We start from the raw sequence: 13,133 nt of genomic DNA, 5'->3' as shown, positions 1-13,133 counted from the left end.
GCTGCGTTAGCCGTGCAGCACAACGTCCGCTTTGGGTCGGAAGCTGTCATTGGGCGCGTATACGTTTTAGAACTTGCTCCGCAAAAAAGAAAAGGCCCACCGAACTGTGAGCCTTTTAAATTCTGGTGCTGGCTGCAGGACTTGAACCCGCCCCCCTGATTACAAGTCCTAGCCAGAAATCAATAAAATCAACAACTTAACCTAAATTTTTCTCCGCAATTCGTCTTATATAGCGGCTCGCACAGCCTTTATGAGCCTCATTCGGTAATTTATTGCGGAGCAAGAACAAGCGCCTAAATATGGCGAGCAAGCAATGACTTTCTGATAAAGTTATATGGAATCTGGATGGCCGCTATCGGCCATAACCGGCCAGTGCGCAAACAGAAAATATCGCTTCGCGAACGGCCGATATCCCCAAAGACCGGCCGGTCGCATCCAAAAAAATCGCGCTACGTACGGCAGCTCCACCCTCCATGCAACCACCGGTGATTTCCCCATGGATGAGCAGCACCTTGTCATGCCGGCAATCAGGGAATTTTCATTGACACGGGTTTTAAGGCAATTTATATTACACCATTAGGTTAATTAACCATTGGATGTAATATATATGAATACCGACCCACTTAGTATCACCTTCGCCGCCCTCGCTGATCCAACGCGTCGCGCAATTCTTGCGCGATTAGCAATGGGCGAGACATCAGTCGCCGAACTTGCCAAGCCGTTCTCGATAAGCCCGTCAGCCGTAACGAAGCACCTCAAGGTGTTGCAGCGCGCCAAACTGATCACACAAGGTCGTCAGGCGCAATGGCGCCCCTGCCAGCTCAATGCCGCACCATTGCACGAGGCTGCCGATTTTATCGGCCAATATCGCGAGCACTGGGAGCAGAGCCTGGATCGCCTGGATGCGTATCTTAAAAACCTTCAATCCGAGGAGACGAAAAGTGCAGGAAAGAAAAAATAATGCCGCGAACAATGCTGATACCAGCGACCGCGAAATAATCATGTCACGTTTGATAGACGCGCCGCGCGAATTAGTGTGGGAGGCGATGACCAAACCTGAGCATGTCGTGCATTGGTGGGGGCCGAATGGGTTTACCAACACGCTGGAGAAAATGGATTTTCGCGTGGGGGGCGAATGGCATCATGTCATGCACGGGCCTGATGGAAAAAACTACCCCAACCGCAGCGTGTATACCGCGATCGACAAGCCTCACCGCATCGAGTTTTGCACTGGTGGCACGTACAAAGGCGACCCGAATGCGATTTTTGAGGCGATATGGACGTTCGAGGTGGTGGATGGACAAACCAAAGTGACGATACATTTGTTTTTTCCCGATGCGGAAGCACGCAAGATGGCGTTGGAGAAAATTGGTGCGATTGAAGGCGGGAACCAAACCCTGGCGCGCCTCGCAGGCTATGTAATCAAAACTTAATCAAAGAGAAAATCATGAGAAAAATAGTTTCGTTTGTCCATGTGTCGCTGGATGGTTTTGCCGCTTCCACCGCTGAGGGCCCGGCGGGTCTGGCCTGGATAAGCATAAGCCCCGACTTGTTTGAATACGTGGAGCAGCGGATTCAGCAGACCGACACCGCTTTATATGGGCGCACGACCTACCAGATGATGGAGTCGTACTGGCCAACTGCTGCCGATAAGCCTGACGCCAGCCCGCATGACCATGCGCATTCGCGTTGGTATAAATCTGCCCACAAAGTGGTGTTGTCGAAAACCTTGTTGGAAAAAAATCACCCTAATACGCAAATTATCAGTAGCAATTTAAGCGACGAAATCAGCAAGCTCAAGCATAACGCGGGCAGCGAAATCTTAATATTTGGCAGTCCCTCAGCTACTCACGCGCTAATGGCGGAAAACCTTATCGATGAGTATTGGCTATTCGTCAATCCGATTCTGCTGGGGCAAGGCATTCCCTTGTTCAAAAACATAAAAGACAGAACCCCACTCATGCTGATGAATAGTAAAGTTTTCCCATCGGGCGTAGCGTGCCTGCAATACGAGGTGAAACGAAATCAATAATGCAAGGTTCTGATATTTCGTGGTGGAAATGATCGCAAAGAAGGGTGAACTGCCGGTGACGTCTGAAACGGCTATGTCCGCTTGTCCGTGCAAATCTGACGTACGCACTTTTTTGGTCGATAGTCGGGTTTGGGTCGGAAGCTGTCATTGGGCGCGTATGCGCTTTAGAACTTGCTCCGCAAAAAAGAAAAGGCCCACCTAACGGTGGGCCTTTTAAATTCTGGTGCTGGCTGCAGGACTTGAACCCGCCACCCCCTGATTACAAGTCAAGGATCCTTGAAACACAGGGAAATTATGAGCATCAAATTTAATCCTTAAAATTCAATGTGTTAGGATATTTTTTAAAGGAGTAGTCATTTAATTTGTCGCCTGTTGTTTCTCACTATTTCAGCCATATTGCTACCCAGCTGCTACCCAAATATAATTAATCTACTTATATAAGAAAGACAAAAATGGCTAGATTAAATGACACAACAGTAAAAAGCTTGCGGGCTAATCCGGGACAGGATCGCAAAGACGTTTGGTTCGACGAAAAAGGCTTGGGAATGAGAGTATCCAAGACCGGCAGAAAATCTTGGGTCTTTGTCTACCATTTCAGTGGTAGAGCCCGCCGAATAACTTTCGGGACATATCCGACGATCGGAGTTGCCGAAATCAGAAGTCTTCATGCGACAGCATTACAAAATTTAGAACGAAATATTGACCCCGGCGACCCGATTCAACTACAACGGGCAGAAATCCGCTCAGCACCGACGATAGATGATCTGGCAAAGGAATACCTGCTTCGCCATGCTGCACGGAAAAAATCGGGAAAAGAGGACGAGCGCATGCTCAACCATGATGTACTTCCTTTCTGGCGGACTTTGAAAGCAGCGGATATATCTCGCCGTGATGTAAACGCATTGCTCGACCGCATCATTGAACGAGGAGCACCGATTGCGGCAAATCGAGTTCTTGCGCTGATAAGAAAAATGTTCAATTTTGGCATTCAAAGATCAATCATTACGGAAAATCCATGCGCCAATGTAGTACAGCCGGCTCTGAGTATCCAACGTGATCGGATTTTGAGTTTGGACGAAATCAGGACGTTCTGGCTCAATATTGAAGGCGCAGCAATGTCTGCACCTGTGATATCTGCTCTCAAACTGGAATTAGTCACTGCTCAGCGCAAAGGTGAAATCGTTTCGGCAGAATGGTCAGAGGTCGATTTTGAAACACGCATTTGGACCATCCCAGCATCCAAAGCAAAAAATGGCATAGCGCATCGTGTCTACTTGACAGACCTGGCCCTGGAACTTTTGGCTAAGCTAAAGGCACTATCTGGTAATAGCCGATATTGGTTGCCATCACGAATCGGTGATAAGCCATTAACCGTTCGATCCATTAGCCACGCTCTACGCATCAATCTTGAGTCAATAGGCATCAGCAATGTCACACCACATGACTTGCGCAGGACTGCGGCCAGCATGATATCCAGCATGGGTACGCCTCGCTTAGTCGTGTCCAAAATACTTAACCATGTCGATTCATCGGTAACTGCTGTATATGATAGGCATGGGTACGATCAGGAGAAAAAAATTGCGCTTACGTCTTGGGCAAACAAGCTCCTGGAAATTTGCAATCTCATCCCTCGTGTCAGTTATGAACCGGCTCGGAAAGAGCAAAAAATTGCTGTGAAATACTCTGTGAATCTAGCAACAAATACACCCGTGCAATGGGCCTGACAATCAACGTATATGACGAAATAAAAATGCCCATCATTTCTGTGGGCATTGACACGTCCATGCGCTCGCTGTGCAAGCAGCGTCCGCTAATTTTTTGTTGGTTGCTGCGGCTCTTTTGGTGGCTCCGGCGGTCGGCCATTGGGAAAATATTCCCAGTGCCATATATTTAACACAAGAATTTCTCTCAAGTAATTGGCCTAATAAATCGATGTGATTTTATAACGTTTCAAACAATTTAAGTGTGATACTGAAATTTACAACATCTCTGTTGTTTGCGGGACAGGGATGCCATCAGCCAGTGACATCCAAAATGCGCCGTCGAAATAAGTAGGTGCATTCCCTTGTTGGAATTGTACTTACCAATGCGGTCACTTCGGCTCATCGCATTTCCCGTCATCAAACCTCGACTCCAGCGAGAACAGAAACCACGTGATCAAGAAGGCGATTTCAAAGGCCATAGCGCCTTACCACTGCGTTGATCTCAGCACGTGCCTCTCGATGCCATAGATAGGTCCGCACGAGCTTGTACAGGTCCATATCCTCTACCGAGCCGCCAGATAAGTTACAGGCATGCACCAGCGATATTACGCCCTGGTCAATCTGGTGCCGGGTCAACTTCTGGTAGTCAGCATAACCGACTACCTTCTTGGGCGGGCTAACGTACGCCGGACCACGATACAGCTTCAATGCCGCATTAATGACGGCCACGGATTTTTGCTTGAGTTGTTTGTCGCTCATCAGTAGGTGCTCCTAAGCTGCTGGAGCTCTACACCACTTAGCTTCGCCATCAGTTTGGCTCTGTCTATATTTATGATTCTGCCTTGCTTGATCCAGCTATGGATGGTCGTTCCTGACACGGCCATAGCATTTGCTGACTTGGTAACTCCGCCGATTCTATCAACGGCAATCTTTACGTAATTTTGTGGAAGGGGGTACATGTTTGTCCTTGTTATTTTTCTTATATGGACCTGACAGTTACTTGTTAACTGCCTGTCATTCTTATTTTAGTTCGACTATGGGGATGTGTCGAAAATAACGTGGTAAAAATCAAAACCCGCTCTAGGCGGGTCTAGGCACGGAGAATTCACGCCCCTCAATCAGAGCACCGCTTTGATCCTCGATAAATCATCACCGTTCAGTGCATCAGAACCGACCAGGGGAATCAGCGCTGTTAAAAAATCTTCCGCATTCTCGAAGGGTTTCTTCTCGGACAACTCGCTGATAAGGTGCGATACTTTTGACCGAAATTCCTCTTCGCTCAATAAGCCGCTTTTGTTCAACGCATAAATTTTTTCCACCTTGATCACCAGATCAGCAACTTTGGTTCTGGTTGAAGCAATCTCTTCCGTTTTATTCTTCTGTTCGATTTCATATTGCCGTTCTTTGTCGAGCTCCTGGTTTATTTCGACAGCACGATGATGTGCGTCACCAATGCTCCAAATGGCCAACGGGATCAATAGCGGCCAAAATCCAATGCCGAAAAGAATTGCAAAAATAAAAAATGCCCCGCCTTTTTGAAAATCACCGTTATAGAATTGGCCAAATCCCGAACAAACGAGGCTCCAGATCATTGCTACTGCGGGACTCTTTCTCGATGTTTCGATGGTATCTGTATTATTAATATTCATATTTTTCTACGCATTCCCTTTCTTTCAAAACCTGAAATATCTACCGCAGACCGATTACAAGAAGACCGCCAAGTGCTGCAAGGCTTCGCAATTCCTACCGCCTTGCTCAGGCTTTGGTTTTGATGACTGCCTTACGTGATTTTTCAAGGCCCTGGTAGTCCGTTGACGTAGCCCGGTCAAATCCCCGATCCGTCCAGTTGCCATTGCTATCGGCGTAGCCTTGCCGCTTCTGGGCAGCTCCGGACATGCTCCCGAGGGGTTTAAGTTTCGTGTCATACGGCGACCCCATGACCATTAGGCCCGCATCAAGAAATTTCTTCAGACTCATGACTGCTCCAACTGTACGTTTGAAATTACGGGGAAATTGCCAAAAATGCATGCCACTTATTCTTCGCCGTTGCGTTTTTGCATCGCTCCCCACAGGGAACTAATGGCCAAGCCTGTAAGCGTAGCGATAGCAGTGAAATAAATAGTCCTAGCCGTTTCCGCCGCCAATGCCTCCATTTGCATTCGCCTCGCTCCTCGTTCGGCTTGCTGTATCTCGTCGGCACTTTCGCCATCATTAAGATTTTCCATCGCATTGCCTCGTTACCATGCGTTCCAAACCGAACGCCATGCGGGTTAGTAAAAACAACCATTTGATATCTTACAACACCTTACTAGGCGTCAAGAACAATTAAACGTGTTTCACACTTGGGGTTATGTCAAGCCCACAAGATGAAAAGCTAGCCTTTGCTCTGCGACTGAAGCAGGCGCTCAAGCGCAGCAAGAAAAAAATCGACACGCCGACGGAGCTGGCGCTGCAATTCAATTTGCTATACCAGGGCGATTCAATTACCCAGCAGAGTGCCCAGAAATGGCTGACTGGCTTAAACCGACCGGCACCGGACAAGATTGAAACGTTGGCGGCGTGGCTGAATGTTTCGCCGCAATGGTTACGCTATGGCATCGCCGAAGAGCGGCCTCAGATCACAGTCGGAAGAAAGCCACCGAAGGGAAAAACTGCAGCGGCGATCGAACCGACTGCGGATGAGATTAAGCTACTCGCTCGGATTCGGGCGCTACCGGAGCATCGGCGCTACTTGGTCAATGAAATCGTTGATCAGTTTGCGCTTGAGCAGGAGATGTGGTTGAAATAGGAATAGAGAAATCCCTATTGACTAGCGCCAATACCAAGGCGACAGATCAAGGGAAATTTTCGAAAAAAACTGAAAATTTTGCAATAAATCAACAAAAACGAGTATAGTTAATGCGCTCTACGTGTAGATGTAGAGGAATATTACAGGTTGTCAAGTCCACTGAGCCAGAAAGCAAGTTTGGCAAAGCAGATTGATAACAGAACTGTGCCTGGATTCCGCAAGGAAGCCTCCATAGTGATATTAATAGTATGAAGCATTTCTAACATATGCGGCTTGGCTCAACTTGTTGAGTGAGATGGTAGAGAAATACTACTTGGTTAATCCGGGAGAACGGTCAATAGATTGCCGCCATCTTCGTTCTCCCGGTTTGCTAGTCCATCCTGAAAAGGTACGCTTGTTTAAGAAAAAGCATCCTTGGTTCCGCAGACGAGGCTACCGACATTTCGATAATCCCATCGGATTTGCGACCGCACGAAAAATTGTGACGAGTCCGCATCGAGTTGAAACTCACAGTTTTTATCCTCTCATTGATTTTAATGCAACATCTATTAAGGTGAAGCGAGAGGCATCAACCAATCAGCTAAAAAAAATTCCTAAAATACGGCCAATTTGTTACGCCGCCCACATAGATAGCCATATCTACTCCTACTACGCTTACATGCTTGCAAAGCGCTACGAACAAGCGGTTCACGAAAATGGACTTGATACCTGTGTGATTGCGTTCAGATCTCTGAAAAAAAGTAATATCGAATTTGCAGCAGATGTCTTCGATGAAATCAAACGACGTGACAATTGCCATGTCATATGTCTGGACATCAAAGGTTTCTTCGATAATCTGGATCATGAAACGTTGAAAAATTCCTGGGCCAATATTCTTGGCCAGGAAAAATTACCCGGCGATCACTATGCCGTGTTTCGCTCGCTAACAAATCATGCGAAAGTCGGTAAAACTGAACTATATGCGCTGCTGGATATTTCAATTCACAATCCTGGCGGCAACTCTAAACGGCTTTGTTCCGTTGAAGACTTTCGAGAAAAAGTTAGAAAAGCAAAGATAATTAAACGTCAAACTGGCACTAAAGGAATACCCCAAGGCTCACCGATTAGTGCCTTGCTGTCGAACATATACATGCTCGCTTTTGACATTGTAATTAATAGCTATGTACAGAAATGCGGTGGCCGCTATTTTAGATATTGTGACGACATGCTTTTGATAGTGCCTGCTGAGGAAAAAAATCAGGCGCTGAATTTAGCTGAAGCTGAAATTAAGAAACTGTTGCTGATTATCCAGTCAGAAAAAACTGAACAACGAGATTTTGCAGTTGTTGCCGGAAAGCTCCAGTCGTCAAAGCCACTCCAGTATCTTGGATTTCTCTTTGACGGCCAGCGCATTCTTCTTCGCTCAGCATCTTTAGCACGCTACTCTGACCGAATGAGACGGGGAATCCGGCTCGCTAAAGCCACAATGAAAAAAAAGAATGAGGTACGAACGGCGAATGGGGACGCAGCAAAAGCACTATTCAAAAGAAAAATATACAAACGCTACACATGCGTTGGCCGTCGGAATTTTATTACCTACGGCTATCGAGCAGCACAAATGATGCAATCGAAAAGTATCAAGAAACAACTAAGATGTCTTTGGCTACGGGTACAAAAAGAGATTCTAAAATAAGCCATAAAGTTTGCATGATCATTAAATATCGGCCTTGCATCTTGGTATAAGAACGATGGAAATAAATCCCCATCAACCTACCAAGGAGGCCCCGTATGAACGCATCGCTAATGAGTTTCTTGCTCGTACTGCTGGTGGAAGCCATCTCCGTCATTGCCAGCTATTTGAAAGATAGACTGAACCGCCACATGCGTGATCGAGATCAGGAATATGGTTTCGATCAAGGGTCGGAATTCGCCTGAACAGCACCCCGTCCGACAGTAACCACCTCAGTCCCCGCACTTCTCTCCACCATTCAACGCACTGCCCTCGCTCTTGCTGCCTATTCGCAGCGGCTTTGCTACGTGCATCAAAAACGAAAAGGAACACAACATGGCACATCTAGTAGAAACAATGGCATACGCCAATGAAACACCTTGGCATGGTCTCGGCAAAAAACTAGCCGCCAAGCAGTCCATCGAAGTCTGGGCAGAACAAGCAGGCATGGACTGGCAGATCAAGGAAAGCCCAGTGCGTTTCATGACAGAGAGCGCTGGCAGCCTCGGTGCAATCATGTCTTTCCCTGAACAGAAAGTGCTTTACCGTTCCGACACCGAGGCTGCACTGTCCGTCGTCTCGAACCGTTACCAGGTCGTCCAGCCCCGTGAAATTCTGGAGTTCTACCGTGACCTGACAGAGATTTCCGGCTTCGAGCTGGAAACTGCTGGCGTGCTGAAAGAGGGAAAGAAGATCTGGGCGCTGGCAAAAACCAACCAGTCGGCAACGCTGAAGGGTGACGACACCATCAAGGGTTACCTGCTGTTGGCAACTGCATGCGACGGAACACTAGCAACCACGGCCCAGTTCACGAGCGTTCGTGTGGTCTGCAACAACACGCTAGCGGTGGCACTTGCCAATGGTACAGGCGCAGTCAAGGTCCCCCACAGCACGTCCTTTAACCCTGAGGCAGTCAAGAAGCAGTTAGGTATTTCCGTCTCTGGATGGGACAGCTTTATCTATCGTATGAAAACCCTGTCGGAACGCAAGGTGAAATCCCACGAAGCCATGAATTATTTTCTGCGTGTGTTCACCGACCAAGCTACCACCGCTTCCGGCCTAACCAATGAACGTGCCATGAAACGGGTACAGGCGCTGTACGAGGGGCATGGGAAAGGCGCAGAACTAGCCTCATCCAAAGCAACAGCGTTCGGCCTGCTGAACTCCGTTACCGAGTATGTCGATCATGAGCGTCGGGCCCGTAGTACGGATCATCGCCTGGAATCAGCATGGTTCGGTCCCGGAGCCACACTGAAGCAGAAGGCACTGGAGCAAGCGTTGCTGATGGTTGCCTAACAATCCCCGCAATTTGCAGCACAAGCCTCGGCCTTCGCCGGGGCTTTTTCATTTGAAGGAGCGCAACATGAGCATTGCAGAAAGAGTCGTGAGAAGCAAAGCGAACCGGCCAGCATTAAGGCTTGTAAAAACCAATGACCTAAACCGGGAGGACTGGCTCACGGTCAGAAAAAACGGCATTGGTAGTAGTGATGCAGCGGCAGCGGTTGGCCTCAATCCTTACCAGTCGCAGTTGGAGCTGTGGATGATAAAAACCGGCCGGGATGGTGGTCTGCCGAAAATCGATCCCAACGACGAGTCTTCGCCCATGTATTGGGGAACGTTGCTGGAGCCTATCGTTGCTGCGCATTACACGAAACGTACCGGCAATCGTGTTCGTAAAATCAACGCTGTCCTTCAGCACCCTGACCCGGACAAGGCTTGGATGCTAGCTAATATTGACCGGGAAATTATCGGTGTCAGCGACGTTCAGATTCTTGAGTGTAAAACTGCCGGCGAATTCGGTTCAAGGCTATGGCGAGACGGTGTTCCGGAATATGTTCAACTTCAGGTACAACATCAGCTTGCCGTGACCAACAAGGCTTCTGCCGACGTTTGCGTTCTGGTTTGCGGGCAGGAAATCCGCATTCATCGGATTGATCGTGACGATGCCCTGATCGCTCGGCTGATAGAACTGGAACGGCAATTCTGGCACTACGTTGAAAGCGATACGCCACCACCAGCCGATGGTAGTGATTCTGCTGATGTTGCATTACGTTGCCTGTATCCGCACGATTCGGGGAATCGTCTTGACCTTACTCACGACCGTGACCTGTCCAGTGCCTTTGCCGATCTGGTTGCAGTTCGGGATGATATCAGCGCCAGAGAAAAAGTCGAAGCAGAGTTGAAACAAAAAATCCAGCAACGCATGGAAGACGCCAGCACAGCAGTGTTTGAAACTGGCAGCGTCAGCTGGAAGCGCAGCAAGGACAGCCGTGGCATTGACATGGCGTCCCTACTGAAAGACCAGCCTGATATACCGCAGCGCTACCCCCTCCTCAAACCAGGCAGTCGTCGTTTCCTCGTCACCACGTAGTTCATCCGTAGCTCAGTAGTTCACCGAAGTCAGTTGCCCCGCCGCAGGGGCCGTTTGTGCTTGCCTGCCCCTTTGCGGTGACTGGGGGCGGGCATTATTATTGAAGGAACAGAAATGATTAAAGGTCTAGCAATCACGCCACCAATTCTCGGGCGAATATCCATCGGCAAGGTTGTTGAGAAAAACGGTAAGAGATTGCCGGAGAAAGATGACAGTTTTACTGTCACATCGCAGGTTCAGAACCGGGAAGGCTGGATATTGCATCCGTTCGATGAAGGTCTGCGTAAGGCATCGATTGGGGGCAAGATCAGGTCCATCCCCATCAGGGTTTTATTCAACGATCCTGATTTAAACCTGCGTGCGGAATACAGTCTGTTTGACAGGGCCACTGGCAGACCGATGTGTACCGGCAATGGAGAGCAATGCAAGCGCTATATGCCGTCCGGGCTACAAACCCTGCCTTGCCCCTCGCCGGACAACTGCGAGCTTGCTAAAGGCGGTCTATGTAAACCGTATGGTCGATTAAATGTCTTGATCGGTGATGATGACGAGCTGGGTAGTTTCATCTTTAGAACTACTGGTTACAACAGCATCCGGTCACTGGCAGCACGGCTCAGTTATTACAAGGCTGTCTCTGGGAACCTGCTGGCTTGTCTCCCAATGGAATTACGCCTGCGGGGGAAATCTACGACGCAATCGCATAGGGCTCCCGTGTACTACGTTGACCTGACCGTGCGGGAAGGCAGAACGTTAGAAGAAGCGATTACCGAAGCCAAAGAGAATGACGAGCGACGCAGGTCAGTCGGATATGACCAAGCGGCGTTGGACGATGCAGCGAGGCTGGGGTTTTCCAATGGCAGTTTCGAGGACAGCAATGAAGAAATTGCTGAAGTCGTGGAAGAATTTTATCCTGAGTCTGGCTCTGGCCCCGGAGTTGCTACTAGCGACGCTACACCAGCGATTCCCGCTAAAACCAGCCTGAAGGACAAGCTCGACAAGAAGGCTACCGGTCAAACGGGAGAATCGTCATGATTTTCATACGGCTGCTGCTGTTCTGTTTCGGTGTCCCCATCGGGGTGCTCGTGATCGGCGTGTTGTGGCTGTGGGGCGGCACGAAGCTATTCGGATTTGTTTTTGCGGGTGGTTCATAACCACTCGTTGCTCCTGCTGTTCGGGGGCTTTTTAGATTGACGCAGAAGAAGCGAACACCGCACCATGGAAATGATGGCGTATGCAGCGCTGATCGGTAGCGAAGCGGCCTGCTCTACAGGTTTGTTTTTCTATCTTATATTAGAAAACGTTCACACCTTAAACCATCAATGGGAAAAGGCATTGCAGCGCTTTTTTCACCCACAAAATATCGACTTTTTGTGGGTTGCTGTGGCGACGAAATAGGCTCAAGCCAAAAGGTCCGGGTCAGACTGCGTACCGCTCGTTCTAATTTTCTTGCGGCGATCCCCCATCAGAGTGCGCAATTCGGCGATAGTCATATCACTGACTTCATGCATACTGATTAACAGCGTAGGGCCTACAGACAAACGACGATGGCGGATTTTGCTCATCACTGGCGGCGCAACTCCCAGCGCACGACTAAGTGCAGCATCGTTTTTCAATTTCAACTTTGCGATCAATGTATCCAGCAAGCGATCTGGATCATACGTCGCAGCTTCATTTAACTTGTTACCAGTGACTGCATCAGCAGCGGCGTGAGTAGTCATGATCAATTCGCCTTATAGTGCGCAATATCCGGCTATCCCCATCAGGGACGCTTAAAAATGACCCGTTCGATGAAAAATCTCTCCAGGCACATGCTACCTACAACAAATGTCGTCATCCCAAAAAACCAAGCCAGCAACGAAAAATCAAAGAGGGGAATTTGCGATACCAGTATCCCAAAAAGAATACTCGCTGTTACTAGTGCAAGGTAAGCCGTTCGAGGTGCCCCATATTCAATTTCTGCTTTGCATCCGATGCAGACGTTTTCCCCGAACAGTATTGTTTCGCCGCAGTGCGGACACATTATCTCGTTCATATTTTTCTTCTAAAAGTAAAACTACATCGCCGCTCACTCAGTTTTAAGAACGCCTACGACACACCATACAAAGTGAATCACCCGATAAAAACTGTCCTTTGCTACGGCTACGCTTGCATGGCCCCTGACATCGCTGTTGAGCGTGATTGATCCAAGTGGTGCCGCTTGTCGTTCGGCGGAATGCCTCTATTGCTTTCGGATGTGTGTTCATGTCGTTATATGGCTTTGCAGAATTCCGATGAAGAGATTCTAATCAGCAAAGTCGCAAACAAATAGCCCAAAATTATTAAATAGATCGCAGTTTGCAATCGTTTACATATTTGCGTGGAACACATCGAAATGGCTGTAATCGATATGTTGTAGCTGCTAGTGGGTGCAAAGCTGTTCCATTTTATGGACTGTTCATCGCCATCCTTTACACTCGCTGTTTTGGAATTTTTAATTAATGACTATCTTTAACATTGACGGACATTACGTAAAAAATCACAACTGTAAATCA

18 protein-coding genes are annotated in these 13,133 nt (G+C 48.4%); 12 read left to right on the top strand and 6 right to left on the bottom strand.

Translation table 11 applies throughout. The annotated features are described in order from the left end of the window. The first annotated feature begins 607 nt into the window (after positions 1-607). The 4 genes from LT85_RS03770 to LT85_RS03755 all read left to right on the top strand — a co-directional run bounded on the left by LT85_RS03770 (position 608) and on the right by LT85_RS03755 (position 3,756). Complete coding sequence (locus tag LT85_RS03770) at positions 608-961, top strand: ArsR/SmtB family transcription factor (protein ID WP_038494962.1); 354 nt, start codon at positions 608-610, stop codon at positions 959-961. After that, complete coding sequence (locus LT85_RS03765) at positions 903-1,433, top strand: SRPBCC family protein (protein ID WP_081992004.1); 531 nt, start codon at positions 903-905, stop codon at positions 1,431-1,433. The genes LT85_RS03770 and LT85_RS03765 overlap by 59 nt, the downstream gene beginning before the upstream one ends. 14 nt (positions 1,434-1,447) lie before the next feature. Beyond that, positions 1,448-2,032 carry a dihydrofolate reductase family protein gene (locus LT85_RS03760; protein WP_038485455.1) on the top strand — a complete coding sequence of 195 codons (585 nt, stop codon included), beginning with the start codon at positions 1,448-1,450 and terminating at the stop codon, positions 2,030-2,032. A gap of 452 nt (positions 2,033-2,484) precedes the next feature. After that, complete coding sequence (locus LT85_RS03755; protein WP_081992001.1) at positions 2,485-3,756, top strand: tyrosine-type recombinase/integrase; 1,272 nt, start codon at positions 2,485-2,487, stop codon at positions 3,754-3,756. 447 nt (positions 3,757-4,203) lie between these two features. Here the strand turns inward: LT85_RS03755 and LT85_RS03750 are convergent, their stop codons facing one another. The 4 genes from LT85_RS03750 to LT85_RS03730 all read right to left on the bottom strand — a co-directional run bounded on the left by LT85_RS03750 (position 4,204) and on the right by LT85_RS03730 (position 5,960). Next, positions 4,204-4,494, bottom strand: a complete 291-nt coding sequence (locus tag LT85_RS03750; RefSeq protein WP_038485453.1) for a hypothetical protein — start codon at positions 4,492-4,494, stop codon at positions 4,204-4,206. A gap of 359 nt (positions 4,495-4,853) precedes the next feature. Continuing rightward, positions 4,854-5,384, bottom strand: coding sequence for a hypothetical protein (locus LT85_RS03740; RefSeq protein WP_156117423.1), 531 nt, complete (start codon positions 5,382-5,384; stop codon positions 4,854-4,856). A gap of 106 nt (positions 5,385-5,490) precedes the next feature. After that, positions 5,491-5,712, bottom strand: a complete 222-nt coding sequence (locus tag LT85_RS03735; protein ID WP_038485444.1) for a hypothetical protein — start codon at positions 5,710-5,712, stop codon at positions 5,491-5,493. Between the two features lie 56 nt (positions 5,713-5,768). Beyond that, positions 5,769-5,960, bottom strand: a complete 192-nt coding sequence (locus tag LT85_RS03730) for a hypothetical protein (protein ID WP_038485441.1) — start codon at positions 5,958-5,960, stop codon at positions 5,769-5,771. A gap of 125 nt (positions 5,961-6,085) precedes the next feature. Here LT85_RS03730 and LT85_RS03725 point away from each other — a divergent pair, with 125 nt between their 5' ends. From LT85_RS03725 to LT85_RS03700, 8 genes are all read left to right on the top strand, one after another. Then, positions 6,086-6,523, top strand: coding sequence for a transcriptional regulator (locus LT85_RS03725; RefSeq protein ID WP_038485438.1), 438 nt, complete (start codon positions 6,086-6,088; stop codon positions 6,521-6,523). A 313-nt stretch (positions 6,524-6,836) separates the two neighbouring features. Further along, positions 6,837-8,195, top strand: coding sequence for an antiviral reverse transcriptase Drt2 (gene drt2, locus LT85_RS03720; RefSeq protein ID WP_253273658.1), 1,359 nt, complete (start codon positions 6,837-6,839; stop codon positions 8,193-8,195). A gap of 95 nt (positions 8,196-8,290) precedes the next feature. Beyond that, positions 8,291-8,437 (top strand): hypothetical protein, encoded by a 147-nt coding sequence (locus LT85_RS26380; RefSeq protein WP_156117422.1) that lies wholly within the window; start codon positions 8,291-8,293, stop codon positions 8,435-8,437. Between the two features lie 130 nt (positions 8,438-8,567). Then, positions 8,568-9,527: a DUF932 domain-containing protein gene (locus tag LT85_RS03715; RefSeq protein WP_038485432.1), complete on the top strand. Its 960-nt coding sequence runs from the start codon at positions 8,568-8,570 to the stop codon at positions 9,525-9,527. Positions 9,528-9,594: 67 nt separating this feature from the next. Continuing rightward, positions 9,595-10,602, top strand: a complete 1,008-nt coding sequence (locus LT85_RS03710) for a YqaJ viral recombinase family protein (RefSeq protein WP_052134618.1) — start codon at positions 9,595-9,597, stop codon at positions 10,600-10,602. 114 nt (positions 10,603-10,716) lie between these two features. Continuing rightward, complete coding sequence (locus tag LT85_RS03705; RefSeq protein WP_038485429.1) at positions 10,717-11,634, top strand: recombination directionality factor; 918 nt, start codon at positions 10,717-10,719, stop codon at positions 11,632-11,634. After that, positions 11,631-11,753 (top strand): hypothetical protein, encoded by a 123-nt coding sequence (locus tag LT85_RS27280; RefSeq protein WP_301280493.1) that lies wholly within the window; start codon positions 11,631-11,633, stop codon positions 11,751-11,753. Before LT85_RS03705 ends, LT85_RS27280 begins: the two co-directional genes overlap by 4 nt. 64 nt (positions 11,754-11,817) lie before the next feature. Next, positions 11,818-11,997 carry a hypothetical protein gene (locus tag LT85_RS03700; protein WP_038485426.1) on the top strand — a complete coding sequence of 60 codons (180 nt, stop codon included), beginning with the start codon at positions 11,818-11,820 and terminating at the stop codon, positions 11,995-11,997. A gap of 2 nt (positions 11,998-11,999) precedes the next feature. Here the strand turns inward: LT85_RS03700 and LT85_RS03695 are convergent, their stop codons facing one another. Next, the gene (locus tag LT85_RS03695; protein WP_038485423.1) at positions 12,000-12,320 is read right to left on the bottom strand and encodes a hypothetical protein; all 321 of its coding nucleotides are present in this window, start codon (positions 12,318-12,320) and stop codon (positions 12,000-12,002) included. 41 nt (positions 12,321-12,361) lie between these two features. Next, on the bottom strand, positions 12,362-12,634 hold the full coding sequence (locus tag LT85_RS03690; protein WP_038485420.1) for a hypothetical protein: 273 nt from the start codon (positions 12,632-12,634) through the stop codon (positions 12,362-12,364). Between the last annotated feature and the right edge of the window lie 499 nt (positions 12,635-13,133).

This window comes from Collimonas arenae (assembly GCF_000786695.1).
GTDB lineage: Bacteria > Pseudomonadota > Gammaproteobacteria > Burkholderiales > Burkholderiaceae_D > Collimonas > Collimonas arenae_A.
The sequence above is the reverse complement of the archived record's forward strand: the minus strand, read 5'-3'. Positions and strand labels throughout refer to the sequence as shown.

Coding starts and splice junctions, on each gene's coding strand:
- LT85_RS03690 (WP_038485420.1), bottom strand. CDS start 12,634: ATGAACGAGATAATGTGTCCGCACTGCGGCGAAACAATACTGTTCGGG.
- LT85_RS03750 (WP_038485453.1), bottom strand. CDS start 4,494: ATGAGCGACAAACAACTCAAGCAAAAATCCGTGGCCGTCATTAATGCG.
- LT85_RS03770 (WP_038494962.1), top strand. CDS start 608: ATGAATACCGACCCACTTAGTATCACCTTCGCCGCCCTCGCTGATCCA.
- LT85_RS03755 (WP_081992001.1), top strand. CDS start 2,485: ATGGCTAGATTAAATGACACAACAGTAAAAAGCTTGCGGGCTAATCCG.
- LT85_RS03730 (WP_038485441.1), bottom strand. CDS start 5,960: ATGGAAAATCTTAATGATGGCGAAAGTGCCGACGAGATACAGCAAGCC.
- LT85_RS03725 (WP_038485438.1), top strand. CDS start 6,086: ATGTCAAGCCCACAAGATGAAAAGCTAGCCTTTGCTCTGCGACTGAAG.
- LT85_RS03700 (WP_038485426.1), top strand. CDS start 11,818: ATGGAAATGATGGCGTATGCAGCGCTGATCGGTAGCGAAGCGGCCTGC.
- LT85_RS03735 (WP_038485444.1), bottom strand. CDS start 5,712: ATGAGTCTGAAGAAATTTCTTGATGCGGGCCTAATGGTCATGGGGTCG.
- LT85_RS03695 (WP_038485423.1), bottom strand. CDS start 12,320: ATGACTACTCACGCCGCTGCTGATGCAGTCACTGGTAACAAGTTAAAT.
- LT85_RS03715 (WP_038485432.1), top strand. CDS start 8,568: ATGGCACATCTAGTAGAAACAATGGCATACGCCAATGAAACACCTTGG.
- LT85_RS03740 (WP_156117423.1), bottom strand. CDS start 5,384: ATGAATATTAATAATACAGATACCATCGAAACATCGAGAAAGAGTCCC.
- LT85_RS26380 (WP_156117422.1), top strand. CDS start 8,291: ATGAACGCATCGCTAATGAGTTTCTTGCTCGTACTGCTGGTGGAAGCC.
- LT85_RS03760 (WP_038485455.1), top strand. CDS start 1,448: ATGAGAAAAATAGTTTCGTTTGTCCATGTGTCGCTGGATGGTTTTGCC.
- LT85_RS27280 (WP_301280493.1), top strand. CDS start 11,631: ATGATTTTCATACGGCTGCTGCTGTTCTGTTTCGGTGTCCCCATCGGG.
- LT85_RS03765 (WP_081992004.1), top strand. CDS start 903: ATGCGTATCTTAAAAACCTTCAATCCGAGGAGACGAAAAGTGCAGGAA.
- LT85_RS03705 (WP_038485429.1), top strand. CDS start 10,717: ATGATTAAAGGTCTAGCAATCACGCCACCAATTCTCGGGCGAATATCC.
- LT85_RS03710 (WP_052134618.1), top strand. CDS start 9,595: ATGAGCATTGCAGAAAGAGTCGTGAGAAGCAAAGCGAACCGGCCAGCA.